The sequence below is a fragment of the Brucella anthropi ATCC 49188 genome (genome assembly GCF_000017405.1).
Taxonomy (GTDB): domain Bacteria; phylum Pseudomonadota; class Alphaproteobacteria; order Rhizobiales; family Rhizobiaceae; genus Brucella; species Brucella anthropi.
In genome coordinates, this window is the sequence record NC_009668.1 from 481514 (window position 1) to 507510 (window position 25997).

The window sequence follows — 25997 nt, forward strand, 5'->3', positions numbered from 1 at the left end:
CTGGCGTCGCACTCTTCAGAGGAAGAGGGCGGCGCTTCGCTTCGTGACGGGTTGGAGGTCGAGAGAGTGGCTCCCGGCCGCCCGTCGCGGAGAAATCACCATGGCCAAAGCTGCCAGGAAGAAGCCCGTCGCCCCGATGATCGTCTTTTCACGGGCGCGCGACATTCCGTTCAACCGGATCAGGCTGTCGGACAGCAATGTTCGCGAGGCTGACGTCGAGGCGGGTCTGGACGAACTTACCCATGACATCGACCGGCGCGAGGATCTCGTGCAGGGCCTCAACGTTCGCGCCATCCTCGACGCGGACGGCGTTGAGACCGGCGATTTCGAGACCCCGGCCGGCGGCCGCCGCTACAGGTCCATCGCGCGCCTCGTCGAAGCCGGTCGCTTCCCGGCCGATGGCCTCGTCCCCTGCATCGTCAAGAAGGCCGATGCCAAGACCTCGGCAGTCGACGACTCGCTGGCCGAGAACCTGCTGCGCCTCGCCCTGCATCCGCTCGACCAGTTCAAGGCGTTCAAGCGGATGTTCGACATGGGCATGTCGAAGGAGGAGATCGCCGACGCCTGGCGGACCACGCCGCGCTACATCATGCAGCGCCTTCGTCTCGCGACGGTCGCGCCGGCGCTGCACGACGCCTATGCGCGGAATGAGATGACGCTGGCGATGCTGGAAGCCTTCACCGTCAATCCCGACCACGAGCGCCAGCAGCAGGTCTGGGAGCGGATCAGCACGTCGTGGCAGAAAGAGCCCTGGCACATCCGCAGCCTGCTGACCGAGACCACGGTTCCGGCTGCCGACAAGCGCGCCCGCTTCATCGGCATCGACGCCTATGAGGCGGCGGGCGGCCCGGTGCTGCGCGATCTCTTCTCCGACGAGAACGGCGGTTGGTTGCAGGACGTCACGCTGCTCGACCGCCTGGTTGACGATAAGCTGCGCACTGTCGCCGACGAGATCGCCGGACAGGGCTGGAAGTGGATCGACGCGGCAGTCGAACTTCCCTACGGCTACGCCAACGGCCTGCGCAGGCTGGTCGGTGTGACCCAGGAGCTGACCGACGAGGAGCGCACCGCCCGCGAGGCGCTGCGCGACGAGTATGACGAACTCGAAGCGCAGTATGCAGAAGCCGACGACCTGCCCGATGAGATCGACCAGCGGCTCGGGGAGATCGAAGCCGAGTTGGAAGGCTTCGAGAACCGGCCCGTCACCTTCGCGCCGGAAGACATCGCCCGTGCCGGTGTTTTCGTCAGCATCGACCGCGATGGCGAGTTGATCGTCAGTCCCGGTTATGTCCGCCCCGAGGACGAACAACCCGAGAGCGTCGATGGTGAGGATGCGGGCGAAGGTGCCGACCCGTCCGATCCCGATGCGGTGCAGCGCGCGGTTATCACCGTCGGCGGCGAGCCGGTCCCGGACGGCGATGAAGAGGAGGACGATGCCGTCAAGCCGCTGCCCGAGCGGCTGGTGACCGACCTGACCGCCTGGCGGACGCTGGCGTTGCGCAATGCGCTTGCCGAGAATCCGCGCGTCGCCATGACGGCGCTGCTGCACAAGCTGGTTCTCGATACTTTCGAGCGCACCGCCACCTCGGGAACCAGCCTCTATGCCGCCGTGCGTCACATCTATCTTCCCACGGATGCGACCGGGCTCGCTGACAGCGCCGCCGCGAAGATGATCGACGAGCGCGCGGACGCCTGGCGGGGCGACATCCCCGCTGGCGATGACGACCGGCTCTGGGACTGGATCGACGGTCTCGACGATGCCAGCCGCCTGGCGCTGCTCGCCCATTGCGTCAGTTTCGGGGTCAACGCGCTTTACGAGCGGCCCAACCCCTATTCGGGGAATGGCATCTCGCAGCACGGTCTCGACCGCCGCATGGCCGAGGCCGAACGGCTGGCACAGGCCACCGGCCTCGATCTCGTCGAAGCGGGCTGGAGGCCCACGGTCGAGAACTACCTGGGTCGCGTGACCAAGACCCGCATCATCGAGGCGGTGCGCGAGGGCGCCGGCGATCGCGCGGCCGATCTCATCGCGCATCTCAAGAAGGGCGATATGGCGAAGGAGGCCGAACGGCTCCTGGCCGATACCGGCTGGCTGCCGGAGCCGCTGCGCCCCGCCATCGAGGCGCAGGCCGTGGATGGCGCGACCGATCAGGACGAGGACAGCGTGGCGCTGCCCGACTTCCTCGCCGGTGGCCATGAGGACACGGCCGAGGCCGCCGACGATCCAGAGGCCCTCGTCGCCGCCGAGTGACGCGCAGCAGCGGGGCGGCCTCCGCCGCCCCGCATTCCATCCCTTCCATCTGAAGGCCCGGCATCTCGCCGGGCCGCTTTCGTTTCAGGAGCAAGATCATGTCCGCTTCCCTCATTTTCGACATTGCGCCTCTCGGCTCGCTCGTGGCCTATAGCGACGGCCAGCCGAAACCGCCCGCACGTTTCACCAAGAAGCTCGCCGCGTGGAAATCCCGCAACGGGGCCGGTCGCCTCGTGCGCAAGGAACCGGGCCGCGAGCGCCCGACCTACACGACGCCGCCGTCCTTCACCCTGCATGAGGGTGATTTCGGCGAAGGCGGCATCATCCTCATCACCATCATGCGCAGCTACGGCATCGACAGCGATCTGAGCTTCCGGGTTGTCGAACGCCCGAAGATCGGTCAGGTCCGTGTTGTGCAGGATGTCGGAGAGAACGTCGAATTGCTGCACCTCGCGGAGAACCACGAGGCGGCCGAACTCTGGCTAGCCAGGAACGGCTACAGCCGCGCGCGCCTCGAGGAGATCACCGCCGACGAGGCAGGCGCCGATGCCGTCGAGGGTCGAGCTGCCGCGTGACCATCGCCGATCCCGTTCATCCGGCCCGCTTGTCCCGTGACGGCGGGCCTTCTTCGTTTCAGGAGAACACAATGGCCATTCCCGATCCCGTTCGAACGAACTTCGACACTCTGCTTCGTGCTGCCGATGACGGCAATCTCGCCCTTATGGAATGCCTCGACGCCGCGACCCGTGAGACACGCTATGTCCTGTGCGCGGTCGGCCGCGACGGGGGTGATTACGTCTTCACGCCGTTCGGCCATCTCGCAAGCGGCAACCCCTATGACGCCTATCTGCCGCCGGATCCCGACGATCCTGCCGGCTTTGTCGAGAAGGCCGAAGATGGGGGCGCATCATGATGACGGTCGATGAAATCTTCGCCGATGACCGCCGCAATCCGCCATCGGAGCGCTCGCTTCCCTGGGAGGAAACCCGCAACGGCGTCACCGTCATCGTGGAACCGAAACCGCATTGGGCCGAGGACATGCGCGCCTTCCGGCTCGATGCCCGCGAATACTGCCGCTATGCCGACTGGACGGCCCATGGCGCCCGGACGCGCTTTTTCGGTCATATCGACACCTCCGGCGACGATGTGATGATGAAGGCCCGCGCCATGATCGCCCGCGAAATCGCCGATGGGTTCTGGGACTGACCGGCCCTGAAAGCCGAACCTTGCACACGGGGCTATCGGGTATCGCTGCACAAGCAGCGATGGATCGAGTTCGAGCTTCACCATTGCGCCAACTCCTTGGTGTTGTGGGGGCAACGGGTTCCGTCCCCGGCCTGAAACACACCCTGAATATCCGCCGGCAACGAGGCTGGCGCAGCAAAGCATCTGCGACGGGTTTCCGGCACCGGCTCGACGCAAAGCACCATCCCCCGCTTCCATTCGCTAACCTTGGTCCGACCGTCTCTTTGCATTCAACCCCGGTGGGGTCGGCTTACGCGCGCGTGCCGCCCTCGGGGATTCGGAAAGAATCCGAACGCCCGAGGGTGATTGCAGATCCGGTCAGACACTTCGGGCGCCTGTCGCGCGGGGGATGGTCCCCCGCCTCCAAAGACAGGAGCCGGAACCCATGTCCTACGCAGATGCCACCGCTTTCGCCGCCAGCCTCGCCACCACGCTGATGGTCGTGATCGTCGTGTTCCAGGCCGGGGACGGCACCCACGGCGTTTATCTGAACAGTCAAGCTGTCTCACTGGCATTTCGCTGAGCTCGCCGGCTCCCGGAACAGCGTCTCGATCAGCGGACATTCCCGCCGATTGCCTTCTGTGCATTGGGCCACCACGTCCTTCAGCACTCGCTCCATGCGTTTCAGGTCGGCGATCTTTTCACGCACGTCGTCGAGATGCGCGGCGGCAACGGCGCTTGCCTCGGCGCAGGGCTGGTCGCGCTCGTCGACGAGGCGCAGCAGTTCACGGACTTCATCGAGGGAGAAGCCGAGCTCGCGCGCCCGCAAGACGAAGCGAAGCCGTCGCTCGTGGGTGCTGTCGTAGCTGCGATAGCCGCTCGCCGTGCGCGGCGGCTCCGGCAGGAGGCCGACCTTCTCGTAATAGCGGACCGTCTCCAGATTGCACCCTGTGCGCTGTGCGAGTTCGGCGCGCTTGAGGCCTTTCACGCCAGCGTGATCGCGCATCCAAAAATACCCCTTGACCCTGTAGTTGCTACAGACCGCACATTAGCGCCTGGATAGGTTTTCGACAAGAAGAGCGAGGTCGAACATGAATGCATCCCGACACGGACCAGCAGACGTTGCACCGACTGCGGCAAACCTGACGACGCCAGAGCGAAGCGAGGCCGGGCGACAGCGCCTGGTCGCCGTCGGCGGCATACTCGGCGCCATCGCCGCCTCGTCCTGTTGCATCATTCCGCTCGTCCTGTTCAGCCTCGGCATCGGCGGCGCCTGGATCGGCAATCTGACGGCGCTTGCGCCCTACAAGCCACTGTTTGTCGCCGCAACGGCGGGCATGCTCGGCTACGGCTTCTACCTTGTCTACTGGAAGCCGCGACAGGCCTGTGCCGATGGGGCTGCCTGCACGCGCGCCGTCCCCAGCCGCCTCGTTCAGATCGCGCTCTGGTTCGCGACCGTACTCGTCGCCGCTGCTTTCGCCTTCGACTACGTCGCGCCGCTGCTGCTTTCCGCCTGACACCAAGAGGAGACTACCCCATGAGGAAGAGTTTGAGCGCTTTCACTTTGATCGCGTCGGTGATGACTGCGCCTGCCGCCTTCGCCGCCGAACGCACTGTGACGTTTGCCGTCGACAACATGACCTGCGCCTCGTGCCCCTACATCGTGAAGACCACGATGGCGGCAATCCCCGGTGTCGCGAAGGTGACCGTCTCCTTCGAGGCGAAGTCCGCGACCGTGACCTTCGACGACGCTAAGACGAGCACCGATGCCATCGCAGCCGCCAGCATGAATGCTGGTTATCCGGCCCACCCGACGCAGCAAGGCAGCTAGATGACTGATCGCGCCGTAATCCGCGCAGGTGCCGTTGGCGCCGTCCTCGCCGCGATCTGCTGCGCGGCGCCGCTCCTCGCCGTCGGCCTGTCTCTGGCGGGTCTTGGCACGTGGCTGACAGGTGTGGGTGCAGTGGTGCTTCCCCTGATCGTCGCGGGCTTCGGCTTCGGCGCGTGGGGGCCCCATCATCGCCGGGCAAGAGCCACGGCCTATGAGACGAAGATTCGCAAGGAAGGCGTGAAGCCATGAACGATTGCTGTGCAACCTCCTCCCGGGACAACCCGGCCGTTTCTCAGCCCGCGACACTGGCGAGCTTTGCCGTTCGACCGGGCGTAACGTTTCCGGATTGGTCGGCGGTCACGTCGCCTGTGGTCAAGAACGCTCTGCAGGCGATGGTCGGGTCCGACCACGTGCTCAATCGCTGGAGCGGTTACGATCCCGCCACCGACAGGGTGCGTGTTGCGTTGCTCCGACTCTACGCCGACCACGGGGGTGCCCCGACCATAAGCGCGCTTGCGGAGCGTACAAAACTCAGTGAGATGGTCATCCGGCCACTGCTCGACGAGCTCCGCCGGCGCGACCTCGTCGTTCTCGATGGCGAGCTGATCGTCGGCGCCTATCCGTTCAGCGATCATAACACCGGCCATCGGGTCACTCTGGACGGACGCACGCTGAATGCAATGTGCGCGGTCGACGCGCTGGGCATCGGTGCCATGACCGATCGCGACACCGCGATCGCCTCGCCCTGCGGCCATTGCGGCGCACTGATCCGGATCACCACGCAGGACCGAGGGCGGGCACTCGCCGACGTCGAGCCACAGTCGGCCGTCATGTGGCAGAGCGTCCGTTATGAAGGCGGCTGCGCCGCGAGCTCGCTCTGCGCGACGACCGCTTTTTTCTGCTCGGACGAGCATCTTTCCGCCTGGCGCGACGAACGTTCCACCGACGAGCCAGGTTTCCGGCTGTCGATCGAGGAAGGACTGGAAGCCGGCCGTGCTCTGTTCGGGCCGAGCCTCGCTGGTCTCGATGTGGCGTCGAAGAGCCTGGTGGTCGCCAACCGACCCTTGCGCACAAACGGTCGCAATGGAGGCGCTTACGATCTCGTCGTCATCGGCGCCGGCTCGGCCGGCTTCTCGGCCTCGATCACGGCCGCCGATCAGGGCGCACAGGTGGCGCTCATCGGCAGTGGCACCATCGGCGGCACCTGCGTCAATGTCGGCTGCGTGCCGTCGAAGACCCTGATCCGCGCGGCCGAGACGCTTCATAACGCTCGCGTGGCGGCACGTTTTGCCGGCATTACTGCTGAAGCCGAACTGACAGACTGGCGCGGAACCGTTCGTCAGAAGGACACGCTCGTGTCTGGGCTGCGCCAGGCCAAATACGCGGACCTGCTCCCCGCGTACAATGGTATCGCCTATCGCGACGGGCCGGCTCGCCTCCTCGACGGCGGTGTCGAAGTTGACGGCGCGCGTATTGCCGCTGGCAAGATCATTATCGCAACCGGCGCGCGGCCGGCAGTTCCTGCTATTCCTGGCCTCGAGACCGTACCGTATCTCACCAGTACGACGGCGCTCGACCTCGAGGAACTGCCGCGATCGCTGCTGGTGATCGGCGGCGGTTATATCGGCGCGGAGCTCGCCCAGATGTTCGCCCGTGCCGGCGTCAAGGTGACCCTCGTCTGCCGGTCCCGACTGCTCCCCGAGGCCGAGCCCGAGATCGGCGCGGCGCTCACGGGGTATTTCGAGGATGAAGGCATCACCGTTATCTCCGGCATCGCTTACCGCGCGATCCGCAAAACCGAGGGCCGAGCGTCACTGACCGTCACGCGTGACGGTCACGATGTCCAGATCGACGCCGATCAGGTGCTGATCACCACGGGCCGCACGCCCAACATCGAAGGCCTTGGGCTGGCCGAGCACGGGATCACCGTCTCGGCGAAGGGCGGCATCGTGGTCGACGACCGCATGCGCACGACCAAGGCTGGCGTCTATGCCGCCGGCGACGTCACCGGCCGCGACCAGTTCGTCTACATGGCCGCCTATGGCGCCAAGCTCGCCGCCAAGAACGCCCTCAATGGCGACAGCCTGCGCTACGATAACAGCGCCATGCCCGCTATCGTCTTCACCGATCCGCAGGTCGCAAGCGTAGGTCTCACCGAGGCGGCGGCGCGTGCGGCCGGGCATGAGATCCGCGTTTCGACGATCGGTCTCGATCAGGTGCCGCGCGCACTCGCCGCCCGCGACACTCGTGGGCTTATCAAGCTCGTGGCCGATGCTGCTGGCGGTCGTTTGCTCGGCGCCCACATCCTCGCGCCGGAAGGTGCCGACAGCATTCAGACCGCGGCTCTCGCGATCCGCCAGGGTCTCACCGTCGATGACCTCGCGGACACGATCTTTCCTTACCTCACCACGGTCGAGGGGCTGAAGCTCGCAGCACTTTCGTTCGGCAAGGACATCGCCAAACTCTCCTGCTGCGCCGGGTGAGCACAATCGGCGTCAAGGGCGTTTCCTGCCGATGATCGGTATGACGTCGGCGGTGCGGTTATCGCGCCGCCGTTCCATAAGCTGGCACAGCGCGCGGACTTGACGATGCTGGGCGAGCACGGTTTCGACGGCGCGCCGCTCCTGTTCGGCCCGGGCCGTCCCCGCCGGCCGATCCGTCGCGTTGCGCCGGGCTCTCGACTCGGCAACTGCATGGCGGAAGGCTTCCAGCACCTCGGAAGCGCGGTTCGCGGTCGCGCGACTGACACCTGCCTCGATGGCCAGATTCACAACCGTCAGCCTGCCATCAGCCACGCGGGGGCACCCATAAAGGAGGCGCGCCATCGCCTCACGAAGCGCCTGTTCCGTGGCTGCACTGACCGGCTTCATGATGTGCGTTCCTTCAACGGCGCGATGAGCCTGCGTTTTCTGTCGTTGTCCAGGCGCAGCGCTTCGCGTTGCAGCGGGGAGAGACGCTTGTCGACGAGAAGATCCTCCGCCTGTGCAATGGAGGCTTCCCATGGCGGGAGATGTCGCTCGACGAGGCAGGCGTTGGGACATCGGTCGGGCGCGCATCGCGACAGGACCGGCACCGAGGCTGAAGGTTTCTCAGACTCCCGCAGGCAGAGCGCCGTCAATGGGTCGAAGAAGCAGTCGTTCAGATATCCGACATGCAGCGTGCGCGCCAGATGCGCCAGCATCGCCTTCAGGCGCTTGCGATCGGCCAGTTGCCCCGGAAGCGGGCCGAGTTCGCGGCCGACCCGCTCCAGTTCCACGCCGACGCGTTTACCGGCGGGTCCGCCTGGACCGTGACCGCGTCGATGGTTTTCGAAGTAGTCGATGATGTCGTCGAGTTGTCCGAGCGCCAGTTCCTGTTCGACCTCCTGCCTGAAGCCGGATGCGGACGAGCCGGCATAGCCGTTGAACATGGCCACGGAGGCGTGCTTGTACTGGATTTTGCCGGCGACAACCCCGAAGGGCCGGTTCGCGATGTACCAGGCCAGCGTTCGCCTGAACTGACGGGTGTTGAAGCGCCAGACGTCTTCTCCCACTCGGGGGATCACAGGACTATCGTCCGCGCCATATCGCTCATCGAGATGTTCTCGGAATTGGTTGATCTTCTTGGCGATGAGTATCGGCGTCTCGGCATTGTTCGTCTCGCGGTCGTCAAGGGCAAGCCATAGCCGCTCTGTCCCCGCATTCCGGCGGAATCGTTCCGAAAGACGCTCGGCAACCCGGATCGCCTGGACGGCGGCCTCGATGGTGATCCATTCGACCTGTTCGCCGCGAGCGCCGCGATCCTTCCAGGTCACGCCCTCGATCGCCAGCCTTTCTGTTCGCCCGTCCCGGTCGAGATTCCGTTTCAGGCAGCCGGATCGCAGCGACTGCACCTCACCGTCGCGCATGCCCGTCAGATAGCAACACACGATATAGGCGGCCGTCTGCAGGTGCCGTTCTTCCCGCGCCAGGCTGATGGCATCGAAGCGCTCCCGCCACGGTCGCCCCGTGTCGGGATCCGGGGAGATCGGCGTGTCCATCCCGCCCACCTCGAACCCAAGCTCGTCGACAGCATCATGAACCATCGACAACAGGGCCGGATCTTTGTGGACGGTGGTGAGATGCAGCCCGCATTGCATCGTCAGGAGCTTCAGATTGATGACCTCGCCATCAAACCTGCCGCCCCGCGACAATCTGCCGGTCAGCCCCCCGATCGAAAGAGGTCTTTCCCAGACAGGAATGCCTCTTCCTTCCTCGCGACGCTTGTCGATCCAGGAGGCCAGCATTACCGCGGGCCGCGTGTGGCGGGCGCGCGAGCGTGCTGCGAACCGGCTGTTCAGTGCATCGGCTTCAGCCCGGGCAGTGAAGATGTCGTCGCAGAGGTGCTCGACATATTTCAAGGCCCATCGCAGCATTGCGCCGATGACCGGCTCCGGGATGCGCGCGGTCCGGTTTTCCGAACAGCGCGTTCCCTGGCCGGTTGCCCGATAGACCGGTCGGCCGCGCCACGGGGTGAAGGTGATGCCACCGCACGTCAGATAGGGCGCCAGGCGATGAAGCTGGACGATGGGCCTGAGGCACACACCCACGCGCCCCGGCGTGATCGGCCGCGCCCGGTGATGGGTCGCGTATGCATCGATCAAATCCTGATCGACGTTTGCCAGATCGAGCTTGCCGATCCGCGAGCGCACGAAGTCCAGGAACCGGCGCAGCGTCGCAAGCGCAGTATGGCCGGAGACTGGCCGCAACCGCGGCTCACCGTCGGCGCGCCGTTCATTCATCCAGGCATAGATGTATTCCTTCGCAAGCAACCGCTCTGCCGCGCAGGGGATCACGCCGAAGTCGACCGTTCGAAAGGCCTTTCTGGCCATGTTGAACATCGCCGGCGCCATATCCCAGACATCATCGCCGAACCGCGAGAGCGCCGCTCGGTCGGTACCATCCCTGAGAGGCATCGAAGCCAAAACGATGTCGTCATCGACCCTGAGGCGTGAGACGGCACGCTCATCGTTCAAAGGAGAGGTAGTGGTCATGAGCCGTAAGCCTCCGGCGGAAGATAGAGCAACCGCGCCGAGGATTCTGCCGCCTCAACCCGTGCGCCTCCGACGACGGAGGACGGGAACATCGGCAGAATTTGCTCCGTGATCCTGCGGTATGGCCGATCGAATTTCTCGTTCCAGTCGCCAGAAGGCAACGCCTCCCGCAGCTCGTCCATGAACGCCTGGAACGCGATCAGCGCCGGTAGTTTCCGTGCGGTAATGACCGCGTTGGAGCATTCCAGGCACCCCCAGAACGGCGTCGGACAGGCTTCGCCTTCCCGACCGAAAGGGCTGACGCGGAAGTTGCTGCACGCCGCCAGCCAAAGATCCTGCTCTCCGTCCAGGAGCGGGCCGATCTTTTCCGACGGCACCGGCAGCCCGGTCGCGTCGGCTGAGGTTCGCAGCCGGGCTTCATCCGCGGGCACAACGATCCAAGGTCGCAGAGCCGGCGCCATCGCGTCGGTCAGTGCCTCGACTATCGTCTGCTCATGCAGATGCCGAAGGGCGGGGATGTCGGCATAATGGTTGGCCGCCACCGCTACCGTGTGGCCGACGGCAAAGTTCTCCAACTGCCCTCCGGTCCGCTTATACCAGTCAGCCTTCTGGGTCTTGCGCAGCCTGGAGAGATTGAGCGCCAGCGATTTTCCGGCGTCATCGACGATTCCGTACTTCTCGACAAACGCGGCCACGCAGGTCCCCAGCTTTTTCGGCGACGACAGGCGCCCCGGCTTCCAGGTGATCCAGAGCTTGCTCGATCCAGTGTGCTGCCGAGCCTTTTCCGTCAGCTTGATCGCCAGCCGCAGGACGGCTCCGGGCGTCTCCCGTCCGCCATCGCGGACACGCAAGCGCTTCCACTGGGCATGATGCGCGCGCCGCTTTCGATACTCGATCTCGACATAACCCCGGTTGGGATTGCGCAAGCAGTCAGCCTCAAGCCCACGCAGCGCTTCGATCTCCATGCCGGTCGTCAAGGACAGCCAGACGAGGAAGCCGACGACATCGTACCGGGTCAGATGGAAGCCGGCATGCAGTTCCTCGACCGGAGGCGGCTCGAGCCCGCATCTATGAGCGTGGTAGCGCAGATTGTCGAACAGCGCGCCTTCCCCGGCGACTACTCCCGCCGTCACAATCTGTTCGACCACTAGGTCATAGCGACGGCGCAATTCTGGATCACGGCCTACATCCAGAAGTGGGGGAGGCAGAGCCTCGCCCGTCGCTATCCGGTCGCGAGCCTCGATGATCTGGCGCATCGCTGCCTGCAGCAACGTCGAGGCAATCCTCCCACTGTAGGCATCGCGCGGCTTTGAGACGCCGTGCTCGCCGTGACCGATGTATTTCAGGCGCAACAGTGTTTCGGGCGGAAGCCTTTCAGGATTGAGCTCGGCGGCGACGCGCAGCACCCCGATCAGAGCACCGAGCACATTGCGCTGATTGGGTCGCTCGCCGCCGTTCTGCTCCAGCCAGTCCTCATAGGCATTGATTACCGCCGGAGTTAAGTCGTCGAGACGACGAGGTTTTACCGACGCCCCTTCCAGGAACAGCCAGAACCGCCGCAGACGGCGGATAAAGGTGCCTGCGGTTTTCCAGAGTGGTGCCGGCCCCATCCGGTGGAGATACTCCTGCAGGAATGGCGCAACCTCATGGGTCAGCGCCGTCAGCGGCCAGGAAGACAGATTGACGTCGATCCTCCCGGCATCTTCCGTCCGAAGGACGAAGACGAGCGGATTTTGCGGATTTTCCTCTTGAGTGTCGAACAATTCGATTCCAACTGGGAAGGTGGCACGACGACCGCGTTTCATCACAGGGGTCCACCAGCATTAACGCGCAGTTCCCAGGCCTCGACCGCAGCGTCGATCATTTCCTGGCTTTCTTCCATGCAATCCAGGTAGATGTGAGTGCTTTCGATGCGGCTATGGCCCAGCAAACGCTGCAACTTCAGAAGAGGATCGCCAATCAAGCGGCGGTACGCCGCGCCGATATGGGATCGGCGTTCGTCGAGTACCCATCCGATCTGTTCACGCACGAGCAGCGACAGCATATGAACCGCAAAGGTGTGGCGCATCATGTGCGGAGTGACGTCGAGGTCGATCCCGAACCGCCTGCACCGTACGCTTGCCCTCCGGAAGACCACCTCCCAAGCGGCCGGGGGCATGGGCCGCGCCCCTTCCGCCAGCCAAAGACACAATGGTTCGGATGTTTCCGCCCATACCAAGCGGCTGCGTTCGCGCGGCGCCAGCACGTCGACACTGGCTCGAACTGTGTCCTTTTCCAGAAGGAGCCTTCCCCGATCGTGGCTGACGACACGGATCGGATGTTCGATTGACCTATTGCGCGGTTGCGAAAGGCGCATGAGGACATTGGTCCGTTCCAACGCCGCGTATTCATGCAGACGCTTCAGCACGCGCTCGGGCAAGCGGATCTCGCGCCCCTTGCTACCCTTGGCAATGGCCGGCGCCAGTCGGAAAGATCGGCTCCTCAATGCACCGACCGGCTCCGTCCTCGGGAACTCGATCCAGAGCAGACTTGCCGCTTCCTGGAGCCGCAGGCCCGTCGTGACGAGCAATTCGGCGAACAACGCATTGCGCTCGCTGTTGCGGCCCTGCCAGGTGGGATCCTCGCTCCCGTCTGGAAGACGACCACGCAAGCCGATCTCGCGAAACAGGAGATACCGATCCAGGGAAAGGAACCGGATATCGCGTGTCCGTGCGCCGCGCTCGGTGGCAACATTGGCAGCGACCGCTATGGCCCCGCCGCCGTTCGTCCGTCGCCATGATTGCCGATAGGTGAAAGGCGATTTGGCGATCATTCCCTCTTCAAGAGCCCATCGGTAAAGCTTGTCGAGCGCTGCTACCGACCGGTTCCAGCTCGCGGCCGAGATGCGCGCCGGAGGAAGCGCCAGACGTCGCGCCGCATGGAAGGCTGCGACATCGTGCCGATCAGCCGCCCAGAGGGCTCTGTTGTCTCGGCGCTCGGCAAGAAAGCGCATCCAGATCAGGATATCCCAACCATAGGCGCGCAAGCTGTTGGGCGAACGAACCCCCAACGTGGGGCAAGCTCGAAAGAACCGGTTCAGGTCGTGATCGTAGCTGTCGTCATCGCCAAGAATGAACGGCATGCCGTCCACGAGGTTCAGCTTCTCGGCGGCTGCGACTTCATCCACCGACAGCCTGTGGACGACGCCATCAACCGTAACAGACTGCCGCAGCGTCGAAAGATCCGTGAAGAAGAGCTGGGGCATCCTGTTCTCCTCGGCCGCGATTTTCCCGCCGGGACGGGCTCGAGCCCGTCCCGGCGGGAAAATCGCATCGCCTCACCTCAAGCGAAGGGGAATGTCGTCAACGTTGATCGTGTGCTGCGAACGTCACAGCGGTAAGACAGAACACAGAGTCAGGATAACGGCGCCATGCCCGCCGACGAGTTCGACGGCGACGAAGAGATGGTGAAGCTCGAACTCGATCCCTTCGGCTGAGGCGCGAAAGCGCCTCCGCCCGACGGCCCGGCCCGCGTCAGGCGCAGCCGGGCCTTGTGCCATGCGCAGGCTGCGCATCGCCAGCGGCGGTGCCGAGGCCTCGCCTCGGCTCTGGAAAGGGAGAGTTGGGCCGGGATCGGGGCGAGCCTGGCGGAAGGAGAGGAGAGCGCCGCCGGGCCATATCATCCCGCTCTCCTGGAGGATCATCCAATGACCGATACCGACAAACCAGCCACGCCGGAATTCGACATGGCCGCCAGCGTCGCGCGCTTCTTCGCCGAGCGCGATGAGCGCAACCGTCGCGCTGAAGCGGTCCGTCCCGACAACAAGACGGCGCTGTTCGATGCGCTGGCCGCCGCAGGCATCACTCTCGTGACCGTCACCTTCGACGGTTCTGGCGACAGCGGCCAGATCGAGGACATCACCGCGCAATCGGACGACCGGACCGTGGACCTGCCGCAGGGCGAGATCACCATTGCCACGGTGGCATGGGGAACCGACAAGGTGACCGCAATCTCAATGGGCGTTGAGGCGGCCATCGAACAGCTCGCCTATGACTTCCTCTCGGAAACCCATGGCGGCTGGGAGAACAATGATGGCGCCTATGGCGAGTTCAGCTTCGATGTGGCGGCGCGCACCATCACGCTCGACTACAACGAGCGCTACACCGCCACCGAATTCTACAGTCACGAGTTCTGAGGGGGTGGAAATGGCACATCCCTATCATCATGCGCTCTCGTCGGTGAAGAAATGGGGCGGCACGGTCGAGGATTACTTGCCCATCCATAGCTGGTTCGATGCCAGCAAGGAGATCCTGGCCGATTTTCGTCATCGCGCGCTTCGCCACCATGCCGAGGGCATCTTCATGGCCGAGACCATTTTCGGGGCGACGATCACCCTGTCCACCGGCAGGGTGATCCCGGCCCGATGGGTCGGGGAGCAGCATGTCCGCGAGGATCTGGGCCGTATCCCGTCCTTCGCCGATTGGGCGCGGGCAATCCACCCGGCGCCTTGGATGGGGCGGACGCAGCGGATCGAGGCGGAGGTCGATCCGCATTGCGTCAATGGCCGACTTCAGGAAGAAGTCTGAGCAGTCGCGTCAGCCTCCCCCTTATGAAAGCCTCTTGCCATGCTCAGCCATATCGTCATCTCCGTCCTGCTCTGCACGGCTTCCTGCGAACCGGCGGAAATCCGCGTCTGGGACGGTGACTCGATCCGGCTGGGTATGGGACAGCAGTCCGAAGCTGTTCGGATATTCAACATCGACGCTCCCGAAATGGAGGGCCGCTGCATCCATGAAACCGACCTTGCCCGGCAAGCGAAGATCAGGCTGGCGGAAATCCTGCAAGGTCGGCGGGTCGAAATCCTGCGTCAGGGGACCGACCGCTATGGCCGGACCCTGGCGGCGATACGCGTCGAAGGCCGCGATGTCGGCGATATTCTCGTCGATGAAGGGCTGGCGAGAACCTGGGCCGGGCGGCGTGAGCCCTGGTGCTGATCGCCGGATCGTCCCGCCGAGGTGCGGGACGATCCACCGTCGGGACGGGAGAGTAAGAGTGCGGGCCGGTTGGCCGTGACGGATTGTGAGGCGGGAGAGGGGCTTCCGCCGTCCGTCGCGGAGCATTCCCCATGAGCCTTTCCCACCACACCACTTTCGCCTCGATCGGCGAAATTGTCGCGCGACAGATCCTGCCCCGGCTGCGTCATGCCCAGAAGCTGCCGCTGCGCATCTCCTGCATCGGTATCGCCAGCGATGACGAAAGCGATGACGTCGGCGGCTTCGAGCGCACGCTCGTCATCGGCCAGTGCCAATCCCCCGAAGAGGCGTTGATCATCGCCAGCCAGCGCGTTGCGCGCGGTGATTTCCGCGTTGGACAGGGCGATGCGCTGCGCTTTCGCCCCCGCGTCATGGTCATTCAGGACAACGAACTGGGCCTTGTCCTTGCCGGTGAGGTCCGGGCCGGGATCGTGCTCTGGCAGCATCCGGTCGCCTCCGACGCCGAGGCTCGCCGCACCGTCACGGAGGCCAGCCGTCTGCGGGGCATGGCCTTCACGGCATCCGGGCGCGGCGATGCGGTATCGGCTCGTGATCTCCGCCACCGCGCCAGCCTGCTCGAGGCGCGGCTGGTCGATCCCTTCTGGCGCGAGACGACTGCCGATCTGCTGCGGCTGCCACAAGCTGCCTGACCTGTCGCCCCTTTCCATCCACTAGGCCCGGCCCCGCGCCGGGCCTTCTCGTTTCAGGAGCCTGACATGGCCGACTACTTCACCCATTTCTCCTGCCTGCTCGACGTGGGCAGCCCCGAGAACGCCGCCCGCGCGCTTGATCTCTACAACGCGCTGGCGCGCGAAAACGCCGCCGAAGATCCGCCCTCGGACGGCTTCATGCTTTCGATCCAGCCCGAACATGGCGGCACCCAGCTCTGGATGCGCGATGACGGCACCGGCGATCCCGAGCATGTCATCCAGTTCGTCAAACGCTGTGCCGCCGCGTTCGGCCTGACCGGGCTATGGGGGATGCAATACGCCAATACCTGCTCACGTCCGAGAATCGACGGGTTCGGGGGCGGCGCGCATGTCCTCGACCTCGCCACCGGCGAGACGGTGGACTGGATCTACACCGACGGTTGGCTTTCCACCGTTCTGGACGGGGGCGACCCCAATGCCTGACGTCATCGAAACCACGGTCTATCGGCTCGACGAGCTTTCCGAAGCCGCGAAAGACAATGCCCGCGCCTGGTATCGCGAGGGCGGCTTCGACTACGATTGGTACGATGCCGTCTATGAGGATTTCCGGCGGATCGCGGACATCCTCGGCATCCGCATCAAGAGCCGCACCGTCCGCCTCATGGGCGGCGGCGTGCGACAAGAGCCTTGCATCTGGTTTACGGGCTTCTGGTCGCAGGGCGATGGCGCCGCGTTCGAAGGCCACTATTCCTATCGCAAAGGCACGGCGGCGGAAATCCGTACCTATGCGCCGAAGGATGTGGAGCTGCACCGCATCGCGGATGCCCTGCACCAGGCGCAACGCCGCAACTTCTACCAGTTGACCGCCGAGGCGACCCATCGGGGGCGATACTATCACGAATACTGCATGGCGATCTCGGTCACCCGCGACAGCCCGACCTGGCAGGACATGACCGCCGATGCCGAGGAGACCGTCATGGAGGCATTGCGCGATCTCGCCCGTTGGCTTTATCGCCAGCTTGAGCGCGAATACGACTACCTGACTTCGGATGAGGCGGTCGATGAGGCCATCGTTGCCAACGAATACAGCTTCACAGTTGATGGAAAGCGCTTCGGCTGAAACCCTTCTGCGCTGCCTCACAGAACCGACAGCAGGTCCGTCCGTGAGAAGTCGTCGCCGACGAAGAGCAACGGGCAGCCGCGTTCGCTGGCGACCTCATAGGCGAAGCAATCCCCGTAGTTGAGTCCGGCGGGATGAACGCCCTTGCCCCAGCGGGCATAGGCTTCGGCGATCCTGCGTGCCGAGGCTTCAGTGACGGAGACCACCTCGAACCCAAGGCCCTCGACCAGGGCGGCGATCTCTTCACCGACATTGCGCCGCCCGGCGACGATCAGCGCCTCGGCCACTGTTCCGGCCGAGATCAGCAGGCCGTCTGCCGCCTCGATCGCCACCATGCAGGTCTCGGCCTGCGGCTCGTCCAGCACGATGGCCATCAGCGCCGAGGTATCGACGGCGATCATGCCGGCATCCCGTCATCCCCGTAGAGGAAATCCTGGCTGCGCGCGGCAGCCGCGCCGGGCAATGCCTTGCCCCGCGCCGTGGCCCGGACCCGCTACATCAGCGCGCGCCGGCCTTTCGGGGTCGCCACCACGGCAACCGGCACGAGGCGGGCGACCTCGTGGCCCCGCCGCGTCAGGATCACCTCGTCGCCGGCTTCGGCCCGCTTCACCAGTTCGGTGAGCTGCCCCTTCGCCTCGGTGACAGAAACCCTCATCGCATATCACTCCAGATGTTCTCCGCTATTCTGCACAAGATGGTCCAGATAATGGTCCACTTCAAGCCCCCAGAGCGAAAGGAGGGCCGGGAACAGGTGCCCCCGGACGGGTTGAGAGAGGGTCGTCCGGCAGGTGCCCCTTTCCCTCTCGGAGACCGATCATGGCTTTGCCCGAACTTGCTTCCCAATCCGCAATCCGCGTCCCCGACGAGCGCCGCATGGACTTCCTGCCGCGCCTTTTTGGCCGGCGCCTGCTCATCATCGGCGAGCATACCGTCTTTCGCTTCATGGAGATACTCAGCCCCGGCGATTACGGCGGCGGGCTCTGGGATTTCTACGAACGCGCCGGCCAGCCGCTCTATCTCGCGCCGACCTCAAAGCCCCGTTGCCGCCTGTTCTGCGAAGGCAACGGCTTCGAGGGCGAGGTCTCAAGCGATGCCGCCGGGATCATCGCCACGCTCTTCGCCTTCTCGCATCTTTCCTTCCGCTACGATGACGACGAACTCGCCGAGGGCTATGGTCGCCTCTACGAGCATGCCGCCGATCACGCGGAGGCGGCGGCGATTTTCCAGGCCATCGACTGAAACCCACAAGCGCCCAGCCTGACGGTCGGGCGCTTGTTTCATGCCTGCTTTCGCCACGGCTTCAGAGCGAGAGATGGGCCGGAAGGGGTTTGAGCCGGTGCGGTCGAGAGAGAGCGCTGCCCGGCTTGATCCTGACTTGCTCTCCCGAGGAATCCCCGATGAACATGATTTCCGCATCCGCGGCGGCATCCGCCACCGCGCCGCTTCCGTTCGACCATGACGCTGAGACCGCGGCCTGCGTTTTCACCGCTGCCGGTCTGCTGCTGCCGCATCTGGAACGCGGTCAGCGTGTCGACGCCGCCACGCTGCGCGGCGCCATGGAGGCCGCCTTCGGCACGTCCGATGCCGCCGGCGCTTGGGACTGGAAGACCGCCTATGATGCCTGCGAGGCGGCGACCGTCCTCTTCCTGCGCAAATACGGCAATGCACTTTTCCGCAAAGCCGGGTCTCCGTCGGCAATCCTGCCGCAGCTTACGAAAATTGCCGGGCTCCTGCCGACCCACACCCGGCGTTCCGAGGAAGCGCAGACCTTCCAGCAGTTCTCCACCCCGATCCCTCTCGGCTTCGCTGCGGTGACGGCGGCGGCGATCACGCACGCCGACCGCGTGCTGGAGCCCTCGGCCGGCACCGGGCTCCTCGCCATCCTGGCCGAGATCGCCGGCGGTGCGCTGCTCGTCAACGAACTGGCCGAGGTCCGCGCCGGCCTGCTTTCCTCCCTCTTTCCGGCCCTGTCCATCACCCGCTTCGACGCCGCCCAGATCGACGATCATCTCGATCCCGGCCTGATCCCGACAGTGGTGCTGATGAACCCGCCGTTCTCGGTCATGGCCCATGTCGAGGGCCGCGTGGCTGATGCCGCCTTCCGCCATGTCGCCTCGACGCTGGCGCGCCTTGCGCCCGGCGGGCGGCTCGTCACCATCACCGGCGCGAGCTTCGCCCCCGACAATCCGGCCTGGACGGCTAACTGGAAACGGCTGCAGGAGCGCGGCCGCGTGGTCTTCTCGGCCGTCATCGATGGATCGGTCTATGCCAAGCACGGCACCACCATCGACACGCGGCTGACCGTCATCGACAAGCTGCCCGCCGAAGACCCGGCGGTGTTCCCGGCAGCGCCCGGTGTGGCGTCGGATGTTGCCACCCTGATGGGCTGGCTGGCGGAGCAACTTCCGGCCAGGCTTCCCGTCGATCCCGGCCTGGCCGTGCCGGTGGCACGACCGACCGCGCCGCGCACCGTGCGCGGCTATGTCAACCGCGCCGCGCGATCCGCGCCCGACGCGCCCCTTGCGGAACCGGAGGCCGTGCCGGTCGCCTACGAGATCGTGGATTGGGAACCGGCCGAGGGCGGCCGCCTCTCCGACGCGATCTACGAGGAATACGGTCTTCAGACCATCCGCATCGCCGGGGCGCAGGCGCATCCGACCCAGCTCGTGCAGTCGGCCTCGATGGCGAGCATCGCGCCGCCGAAGCCGAGCTATCGTCCGGTGCTGCCCAAAGACATTCTCGGCAGGCTGTCCGAGGCGCAGTTGGAGACGGTGATCTATGCCGGCGAGGCCCATATGGGATTCCTCGCCGGGGCTTGGACGGTGGACGACACGCTCGACAATCTTGCTGCCACGCCGGAGGACGCCAAGGGCGCCGTCCGCTTCCGCCAAGGGTTCATGGTCGGCGATGGCACCGGCGTCGGCAAGGGCCGGGAATCCGCAGCGATCATCCTCGACAACTGGATGCAGGGGCGGCGCAAGGCGGTCTGGATCTCGAAGTCCGACAAGCTGCTGGAGGATGCGCAGCGCGACTGGTCGGCGCTTGGCATGGAGCGGCTGCTGGTCACGCCGCTGTCGCGATTCCCGCAAGGCGCAAAGATCACCCTGAACGAAGGCATCCTATTTCTAACCTATGCCACGCTGCGCTCCGACGACCGCGGAGAAAGGATTTCCAGGGTCAGGCAGATCGTCGAATGGTTGGGTTCCGACTTCGATGGAGTGGTGATTTTCGACGAGGCGCACGCAATGGCCAATGCCGCAGGAGGCAAGGGAGAACGCGGCGATGTCGCCGCCAGCCAGCAGGGCCGTGCCGGGCTGCGCCTCCAGCACGCCCTGCCGCAGGCCCGCGTGGTCTATGTCTCGGCCACCGGCGCCACCACCGTCCACAATCTCGCCTATGCGCAGCGGCTCGGTCTCTGGGGCGGCGAGGATTTCCCATTCTCGACCAGGGCGGAGTTCGTCGAGGCGATCGAGGCCGGCGGCGTCGCGGCGATGGAGGTGCTGGCGCGCGACCTGCGGGCGCTTGGCCTCTACACCGCCCGCTCGCTGTCCTTCAAAGGCGTGGAATACGAGTTGCTCGACCACGAACTGACCCCTGAACAGGTCCGCATCTACGACAGCTATGCCGATGCCTTCGCCATCATCCATAACAATCTCGATGCGGCGATGCAGGCCGCCAACATCACCGGCGGCGAGGGCGGGTCCGGCACGCTGAACCGGCAGGCCAAGTCCGCCGCCCGCTCGGCCTTTGAGAGCGCCAAGCAGAGGTTCTTCGGGCACCTGTTGACGTCGATGAAAACCCCGACGCTGATCCGGTCCATCACGGCCGATCTGGAAGCGGGACATTCTTCCGTCATCCAGATCGTCTCGACCGGCGAGGCGCTGATGGAACGGCGGCTGGCAGAGATCCCCACCGAGGAATGGGGCGATCTGAAAATGGACCTGTCGCCGCGCGAGTATGTCCTAGACTACCTCGCTCATTCCTTCCCGGTGCAGCTTTATGAGCCGTTCACGGATTCGGAGGGCAACCTGTCGTCGCGCCCGGTCTATCGTGATGGCCAGCCGGTCGAGAGCCGCGAGGCCGCGGCCCGGCGCGACGAGATGATCGCCAACCTCGCCAGCTTGCCGCCGGTTCCCGGCGCGCTCGACCAGATCATCCAGCATTTCGGCACCGACACGGTGGCGGAGGTCACGGGCCGCTCGCGTCGTATCGTCCGCAAGCGCGGCGGCGGCGTTACCATCGACCGGCTCGTCGTGGAAAGTCGCGCCGGTTCGGCCAACCTGGCCGAGACGCAAGCCTTCATGGACGATCAGAAGCGGGTGCTGGTGTTCTCCGATGCCGGCGGCACCGGGCGCAGCTATCACGCCGAACTGTCAGCGAAGAACACCCGGCTGCGCGTCCATTACCTGCTCGAAGCCGGCTGGAAGGCGGACGCCGCCATCCAGGGCCTTGGCCGGACGCATCGCACCAATCAGGCGCAGCCGCCGCTGTTCCGGCCGATCTCGACCAATGTGAAAGCCGAGAAGCGCTTCCTCAGCACGATTGCCCGCCGCCTCGACACTTTGGGCGCGATCACGCGCGGCCAGCGCCAGACCGGCGGCCAGGGCCTGTTCCGGCCCGAGGACAATCTGGAAAGTCCCTACGCCCGCGACGCGCTGCGCCAGCTCTATCTCCTGCTGGTGCGCGGCAAGGTCGAGGGATGTTCGCTCGAACGCTTCGAATCCGCCACCGGGTTGAAACTGATGGACGCGAACGGCATCAAGGACGAGCTGCCCGCCATCACGACTTTCTTGAACCGGCTGCTGGCGCTGACCGTCGAGCTTCAGGGCGTTCTCTTCAGCGCTTTCGAGCAGCTTCTGACCGCGCGGATCGAGGGCGCCATCGCGTCCGGCATCTATGACGCTGGGCTGGAGACGCTGCGCGCCGAGAGCTTCACCGTCACCGACCGTCAGGTGATCTACACCCATCCCCGCACCGGGGCCGAGACCAGCCTGCTGACGATCACCGAACGCAAGCGCAACCGGCCCGTCATGCTCGATGCCGCCCTAGCGGAACTCGACGATCCGCGCGCGAAGCTCCTGATCAACGGGCGCTCAGGCCGCGCGGCGGTGCAAATCCCCACCACCAGCGTCATGCTGGACGATGGCGAGATCGAGCGCCGCGTCAGGCTGATCCGGCCGATGGAAGCACACAATATCCCCATCAGGATGATGGGCGAGACCCATTGGGTCGAGGCCGACCGGGACGCATTCGCTGCGGCCTGGAATGCGGAACTTGCGGAGGTGCCGGAGTTCGCAGACAGCACCCTGCATATGGTGACGGGCTTGCTGCTGCCGATCTGGAAACGGCTGCCGAACGAGTCCACCCGCGTCTATCGCCTCCAGTCTGACGCGGGCGAGCGCATCATCGGCCGCAAGGTCTCCCCGGCCTGGGCCGCGAACGCGACCACGACCGGCATCGCGAAGGTCACGCCGAAGGATGCTTTCGCGGCGCTGATGGAAGGCCGGACGATCCTCGATCTCTCCGAGGGCCTCCAGCTTCGCCGGGTCCGCGTCATGGGGGTGAACCGCATCGAGCTTTCCGGCTTCACCGACACCATGCGCCAGCGTCTCACGGCATACGGCCTCTTCCACGAGATCATCTCCTGGAAGCTGCGCATGTTCGTGCCAGTCGATGCCAGCGGACCCGCCGTGCTGGCCAAGCTCTTCGACCGCTGGCCGGTCGAGCGCATCGGTGAACGGGAGGCAGCCTGATGCCGCGTCACGACGCCTTCGAACTGGCGACCCGTCTCGGCCGAGAGGCCGAGGCGGTCTGCCGCCACTATCTCTCGTCCGGCCACCGCGCCGGGCGATATTGGCTGGTCGGCGATGTGCAGAACACTCCTGGCCGCTCGATGTTCGTGCGCCTGACCGGCCCGGGTTCCGGCAAGGGCGCGGCGGGGAAATGGACCGACATGGCCACCGGGGAGCATGGCGATCTGCTCGACGTCATCCGCGAGGCGCTTGGCCTTGTCGACTTCAAGGACGTGGCCGAGGAAGCGCGCCGTTTCCTTGCCCTCCCGCATCCTGAACCGGAGAAGACGAGGACGCCGACCGGCAGCACATCCAGCAGCGTGCCCGGTTCGCCTGAAGCGTCGCGCCGCCTCTTCGCCATGGCGCAGCCGATCCACGGCACCCTTGCGGCGATCTACCTCAACGGGCGGGCGATCACCTCCCTCTCGGACACCACCGCGCTGCGCTACCATCCGAGGTGCTACTATAGACCCGACGAGTCTTCACCCACCGAGATCCGGCCGGCACTCGTTGCCGCCGTCACCGATCTTGCGGGCCAGCAGACCGGCGCGCATCGCACCTGGCTCGCCCCGGACGGTTCCGGCAAGGCGGCTGTCGAAACACCGCGGCGGGCGATGGGCGTCTTTCTCGGGCACGCTGTCCGCTTCGGAACCGCCGCTGAGGTTCTCGCCGCCGGCGAGGGCATCGAGACCGTGCTGTCGCCCCGTCAGGTTCTGCCCCGCATGCCGATGCTGGCGGCGCTTTCGGCCGCTCACCTCGCTGCCATCCTGTTCCCGCCGTCGCTGCGCCGGCTCTATGTCGTCAGGGATCGCGACCCGGCCGGGGACGGTGCAAGAGACGGCCTGGCCGCCAGAGCAGAGAGCCTCGGGATCGAGGCGATGTCGCTCACGCCGCTCAACGGCGATTTCAACGATGATCTGCGACGCCACGGCGCCGATGCCCTCCGGGCGCGTCTGAAGGATCAGCTTCATCCTGAAGACGTCCGCCGGTTCATGGAGAGGTGAGGTCGTGATCGGTCCCGGAGGCGCGGCCCAGCGTCATCCTCTGCCGGTTTCAGTCTTTCGCCATCGGCAGGTGCATCCATCGTCGGAGAGTCCCGCGCCCACGGCCTTCGGAGAGGGCGATCGGCGCACAAACGGGCCGGGCAGGCAATGGCCGGGTTTGGACTATTTTCCGCCGGCGGGGACGAACCCCGCCTTTGCATCGCGAAAGTCAAAATAGCCCACCCCCGGCCATCAAGGCCCTCGCGGAGCGGGCGAGGGCTGCCAACCCGTCCCGCCCGTGCGCTTCGACGCCTGCGAAGGCCGCGATGGGCGCGGTCTCCAGACGAAGGACGCTCCCGATGACGAACGAAACCTATTCCGCAGGCGACGAGCCGGTCCACACCTCCTCCCAGACCGATCACACCCTCACCGAACTCCAGCTCTACGGCTGGCGCCCGTTCCAGGACGAACCCGATCCGAGGCCGCTGCCCGAGGGCAACACCGTCGCCGCCGCCGTCACCGACATCTTCGACGCCCTCGTCGCGACGCTCGGCGACACCCGCTTAGAGCCCGACCTCGAAGAGCTGCTCTGGGGGACCGTCAATCTCTTCCACCGCGCCACCGGCCGGGTGGAGCGCGATCTCGACGACAACGAGCAGGCGCAGCGCCGGCTTCAGCGGGAACAGGACGGCAGCGAGGTCAAGTCGGTCGAACTCGAACGCCTCACGGCCGAGGGGCAGACCCTGATCGAACGGCGCGCCAGCATGGAACTCTTCCGCGACCTCGCGGCCGAGGCTTTCGAGCACCACACCGGCAGTGCCTGGCGGCCGCGCAGCGGCTCGATGGTCAACCATCGCAACCTGACCGCCGCGATGATCGACAGCCGCGACTTCCTTGCCGCGAAGCGCCGGGCCGAGACCGAGGTGATGCTGCCCGCCGGCCCGAAGGTTGCCGTGACTGGCGGCGCGGACTTCAACGATCACCGCCTGATCTGGGCGAAGCTCGATCAGGTCCATGCCAAGCACCCCGAGATGGTGCTGCTGCACGGCGGGTCGCCGAAGGGAGCCGAACTGATCGCTTCCCGTTGGGCAGATCACCGCAAGGTGCCCCAGGTCGCCTTCCGGCCCGACTGGACCAAGCACGCCAAGGCGGCGCCGTTCAAGCGAAACGATGCCATGCTGGACGTGCTGCCGGTCGGCGTCCTCGTCTTCCCCGGCACCGGGATTCAGGAGAATCTCGCCGACAAGGCCCGCAAGCTCGGCATCCCGGTCATGAAGTTCGACGGCGGCGCGTAAGCGCCGCCGCCTGGCGGCTTTCGGCCGCCGATACTTGACAAGATGCAAGGCCGCGCCTTTGATGGAACATCCTTGCAGAACCGGCGAAGCAGCATAGTCGCAGGCGGAGCGCATCTCCCGGCAGCCTGTCGTGATCCCCAACCGTTCTCTGGAGGTTTCCATGACGCTGATCCTGCTCGCCATCTCGCTCACCATCGCGGCCTGCGTGATCGCCTGGAATCTCGCGATCTATGCCTTGCCCGTCATGGCAGCCATCACGGCCGCGCAATATGCCTGGGGCGCGGGCGCCGGGGTCGTGATGTCCGGCCTCATGGCCATCGGCGCCGCCGTGCTCTCGATCGCGCTTGTGATCGTGACTCTTGGCTTCGCGAAGAACCCGGCCCTGCGGCTCATTGCGCTCGCTCTCTTCGCCGTGCCCGCCGTCATCGCCGGCTATGCCCTTGTCTATGGCATCACCAAGAACGCCATCGACTCGGGGCTGGTTCTCAACCTGTTCGGCGGCATGGGCGGTCTCGTCCTCGGCATCTCGGCCATCGTCAATCTGAACGCCCTCGGCGAGTCGGTGTTCTCGCGCTGAAACGGCAGACGCGATCAGCCACTTCTGAGGAAGGCCGGCAGCTTGCGCCGCCGAGCCCCGGTCGTTTCGCCCAAGACGGAAAAGCAGTTCGTCGCAGCATGTCACCATCGCACCCGGTCTGCTTCTCGCGGCGCTTGAAATGGTCTGCGGTGCGAACCGTGGTCCCGTGCGGTCGATGCCCCGCTGCATCGGTCCACGTCGTTTCGTGGGGCCTTCGCGAACACCTTCCTTGTCCCTTCACGATGCTGAGGGACCGAGCCTTTGGCCGATGAAGCAGGGCGGCGCCATAC

Annotated in this window: 26 protein-coding genes and 1 pseudogene; 20 read left to right on the top strand and 7 right to left on the bottom strand. The window is 65.4% G+C overall.

Annotated features, from left to right (window positions below):
- Nucleotides 1-100 precede the first annotated feature (100 nt).
- The 5 genes from OANT_RS16320 to OANT_RS26930 all read left to right on the top strand — a co-directional run bounded on the left by OANT_RS16320 (nucleotide 101) and on the right by OANT_RS26930 (nucleotide 4019).
- The gene (locus OANT_RS16320) at nucleotides 101-2251 is read left to right on the top strand and encodes a ParB/RepB/Spo0J family partition protein (RefSeq protein ID WP_012092594.1); all 2151 of its coding nucleotides are present in this window, start codon (nucleotides 101-103) and stop codon (nucleotides 2249-2251) included.
- A 98-nt stretch (nucleotides 2252-2349) separates the two neighbouring features.
- A complete protein-coding gene (locus OANT_RS16325; RefSeq protein WP_012092595.1) occupies nucleotides 2350-2826 on the top strand; it encodes a UCP036055 family protein in 477 nt (158 codons plus the stop codon).
- A gap of 71 nt (nucleotides 2827-2897) precedes the next feature.
- Nucleotides 2898-3164, top strand: a complete 267-nt coding sequence (locus OANT_RS16330) for a DUF6117 family protein (RefSeq protein WP_012092596.1) — start codon at nucleotides 2898-2900, stop codon at nucleotides 3162-3164.
- Complete coding sequence (locus tag OANT_RS16335) at nucleotides 3161-3457, top strand: hypothetical protein (RefSeq protein WP_012092597.1); 297 nt, start codon at nucleotides 3161-3163, stop codon at nucleotides 3455-3457. Before OANT_RS16330 ends, OANT_RS16335 begins: the two co-directional genes overlap by 4 nt.
- 424 nt (nucleotides 3458-3881) lie before the next feature.
- Nucleotides 3882-4019, top strand: a complete 138-nt coding sequence (locus tag OANT_RS26930; RefSeq protein ID WP_166436082.1) for a hypothetical protein — start codon at nucleotides 3882-3884, stop codon at nucleotides 4017-4019.
- Here the strand turns inward: OANT_RS26930 and OANT_RS16340 are convergent.
- Nucleotides 4002-4442 (bottom strand): MerR family transcriptional regulator, encoded by a 441-nt coding sequence (locus tag OANT_RS16340; RefSeq protein WP_012092599.1) that lies wholly within the window; start codon nucleotides 4440-4442, stop codon nucleotides 4002-4004. The genes OANT_RS26930 and OANT_RS16340 overlap by 18 nt on opposite strands.
- Before the next feature lie 85 nt (nucleotides 4443-4527).
- On the opposite strand from OANT_RS16340, the gene OANT_RS16345 reads away from it, so the two are divergent.
- The 4 genes from OANT_RS16345 to merBA are packed head-to-tail and all read left to right on the top strand — an operon-like array spanning nucleotide 4528 to nucleotide 7750.
- Complete coding sequence (locus OANT_RS16345) at nucleotides 4528-4953, top strand: mercuric transporter MerT family protein (RefSeq protein WP_012092600.1); 426 nt, start codon at nucleotides 4528-4530, stop codon at nucleotides 4951-4953.
- Nucleotides 4954-4973: 20 nt separating this feature from the next.
- Nucleotides 4974-5267 (top strand): heavy-metal-associated domain-containing protein, encoded by a 294-nt coding sequence (locus OANT_RS16350; RefSeq protein WP_012092601.1) that lies wholly within the window; start codon nucleotides 4974-4976, stop codon nucleotides 5265-5267.
- Nucleotides 5268-5516 carry a hypothetical protein gene (locus OANT_RS16355; protein WP_012092602.1) on the top strand — a complete coding sequence of 83 codons (249 nt, stop codon included), beginning with the start codon at nucleotides 5268-5270 and terminating at the stop codon, nucleotides 5514-5516.
- Entirely contained in the window at nucleotides 5513-7750 is a 2238-nt protein-coding gene (gene merBA / locus OANT_RS16360; RefSeq protein WP_012092603.1) for a bifunctional organomercurial lyase/mercury(II) reductase MerBA, read from the top strand. The genes OANT_RS16355 and merBA overlap by 4 nt, the downstream gene beginning before the upstream one ends.
- 12 nt (nucleotides 7751-7762) lie before the next feature.
- Here merBA and OANT_RS16365 read toward each other — a convergent pair whose 3' ends face one another.
- Genes OANT_RS16365 through OANT_RS16380 form a run of 4 tightly spaced genes read right to left on the bottom strand, consistent with a single transcriptional unit; the run spans nucleotide 7763 to nucleotide 13522 of the window.
- Nucleotides 7763-8137: a hypothetical protein gene (locus tag OANT_RS16365; RefSeq protein WP_012092604.1), complete on the bottom strand. Its 375-nt coding sequence runs from the start codon at nucleotides 8135-8137 to the stop codon at nucleotides 7763-7765.
- Nucleotides 8134-10278 carry a hypothetical protein gene (locus OANT_RS16370; protein ID WP_012092605.1) on the bottom strand — a complete coding sequence of 715 codons (2145 nt, stop codon included), beginning with the start codon at nucleotides 10276-10278 and terminating at the stop codon, nucleotides 8134-8136. Before OANT_RS16370 ends, OANT_RS16365 begins: the two co-directional genes overlap by 4 nt.
- On the bottom strand, nucleotides 10275-12083 hold the full coding sequence (locus tag OANT_RS16375) for a site-specific integrase (RefSeq protein WP_012092606.1): 1809 nt from the start codon (nucleotides 12081-12083) through the stop codon (nucleotides 10275-10277). The genes OANT_RS16370 and OANT_RS16375 overlap by 4 nt, the downstream gene beginning before the upstream one ends.
- Nucleotides 12083-13522: a tyrosine-type recombinase/integrase gene (locus tag OANT_RS16380; protein ID WP_012092607.1), complete on the bottom strand. Its 1440-nt coding sequence runs from the start codon at nucleotides 13520-13522 to the stop codon at nucleotides 12083-12085. The genes OANT_RS16375 and OANT_RS16380 overlap by 1 nt, the downstream gene beginning before the upstream one ends.
- Nucleotides 13523-13963: 441 nt before the next feature.
- Between OANT_RS16380 and OANT_RS16390 the strand changes: the two genes are divergently transcribed.
- The 6 genes from OANT_RS16390 (at nucleotide 13964) to OANT_RS16415 (ending at nucleotide 17060) form a co-directional block, all read left to right on the top strand.
- Entirely contained in the window at nucleotides 13964-14452 is a 489-nt protein-coding gene (locus OANT_RS16390; protein WP_012092608.1) for a DUF6878 family protein, read from the top strand.
- Between the two features lie 10 nt (nucleotides 14453-14462).
- Complete coding sequence (locus tag OANT_RS16395) at nucleotides 14463-14843, top strand: DUF6915 family protein (protein ID WP_012092609.1); 381 nt, start codon at nucleotides 14463-14465, stop codon at nucleotides 14841-14843.
- A gap of 39 nt (nucleotides 14844-14882) precedes the next feature.
- Nucleotides 14883-15251: a thermonuclease family protein gene (locus tag OANT_RS16400; RefSeq protein ID WP_012092610.1), complete on the top strand. Its 369-nt coding sequence runs from the start codon at nucleotides 14883-14885 to the stop codon at nucleotides 15249-15251.
- Between the two features lie 131 nt (nucleotides 15252-15382).
- Nucleotides 15383-15940: a hypothetical protein gene (locus tag OANT_RS16405; RefSeq protein WP_012092611.1), complete on the top strand. Its 558-nt coding sequence runs from the start codon at nucleotides 15383-15385 to the stop codon at nucleotides 15938-15940.
- A 66-nt stretch (nucleotides 15941-16006) separates the two neighbouring features.
- Nucleotides 16007-16423 carry a hypothetical protein gene (locus tag OANT_RS16410; RefSeq protein WP_012092612.1) on the top strand — a complete coding sequence of 139 codons (417 nt, stop codon included), beginning with the start codon at nucleotides 16007-16009 and terminating at the stop codon, nucleotides 16421-16423.
- The gene (locus tag OANT_RS16415; protein ID WP_012092613.1) at nucleotides 16416-17060 is read left to right on the top strand and encodes a DUF8835 domain-containing pootine; all 645 of its coding nucleotides are present in this window, start codon (nucleotides 16416-16418) and stop codon (nucleotides 17058-17060) included. Before OANT_RS16410 ends, OANT_RS16415 begins: the two co-directional genes overlap by 8 nt.
- A gap of 17 nt (nucleotides 17061-17077) precedes the next feature.
- Here the strand turns inward: OANT_RS16415 and OANT_RS16420 are convergent, their stop codons facing one another.
- Together OANT_RS16420 and OANT_RS16425 are read right to left on the bottom strand one after the other, a co-directional pair.
- On the bottom strand, nucleotides 17078-17461 hold the full coding sequence (locus tag OANT_RS16420) for a type II toxin-antitoxin system VapC family toxin (RefSeq protein WP_012092614.1): 384 nt from the start codon (nucleotides 17459-17461) through the stop codon (nucleotides 17078-17080).
- Nucleotides 17458-17715: pseudogene (locus OANT_RS16425) on the bottom strand (type II toxin-antitoxin system Phd/YefM family antitoxin). The gene OANT_RS16420 and the pseudogene OANT_RS16425 overlap by 4 nt, the downstream one beginning before the upstream one ends.
- 161 nt (nucleotides 17716-17876) lie before the next feature.
- Between OANT_RS16425 and OANT_RS16430 the strand changes: the two are divergent.
- The 5 genes from OANT_RS16430 (at nucleotide 17877) to OANT_RS16450 (ending at nucleotide 25707) form a co-directional block, all read left to right on the top strand.
- The gene (locus OANT_RS16430) at nucleotides 17877-18299 is read left to right on the top strand and encodes an antirestriction protein (RefSeq protein ID WP_012092616.1); all 423 of its coding nucleotides are present in this window, start codon (nucleotides 17877-17879) and stop codon (nucleotides 18297-18299) included.
- 158 nt (nucleotides 18300-18457) lie between these two features.
- Entirely contained in the window at nucleotides 18458-22813 is a 4356-nt protein-coding gene (locus OANT_RS16435; protein WP_012092617.1) for a strawberry notch-like NTP hydrolase domain-containing protein, read from the top strand.
- Entirely contained in the window at nucleotides 22813-23856 is a 1044-nt protein-coding gene (locus OANT_RS16440; RefSeq protein WP_012092618.1) for a DUF7146 domain-containing protein, read from the top strand. Before OANT_RS16435 ends, OANT_RS16440 begins: the two co-directional genes overlap by 1 nt.
- A 338-nt stretch (nucleotides 23857-24194) precedes the next feature.
- Nucleotides 24195-25130: a DUF2493 domain-containing protein gene (locus OANT_RS16445; protein ID WP_012092619.1), complete on the top strand. Its 936-nt coding sequence runs from the start codon at nucleotides 24195-24197 to the stop codon at nucleotides 25128-25130.
- A 160-nt stretch (nucleotides 25131-25290) separates the two neighbouring features.
- The gene (locus OANT_RS16450; RefSeq protein WP_012092620.1) at nucleotides 25291-25707 is read left to right on the top strand and encodes a hypothetical protein; all 417 of its coding nucleotides are present in this window, start codon (nucleotides 25291-25293) and stop codon (nucleotides 25705-25707) included.
- Nucleotides 25708-25997 lie beyond the last annotated feature (290 nt).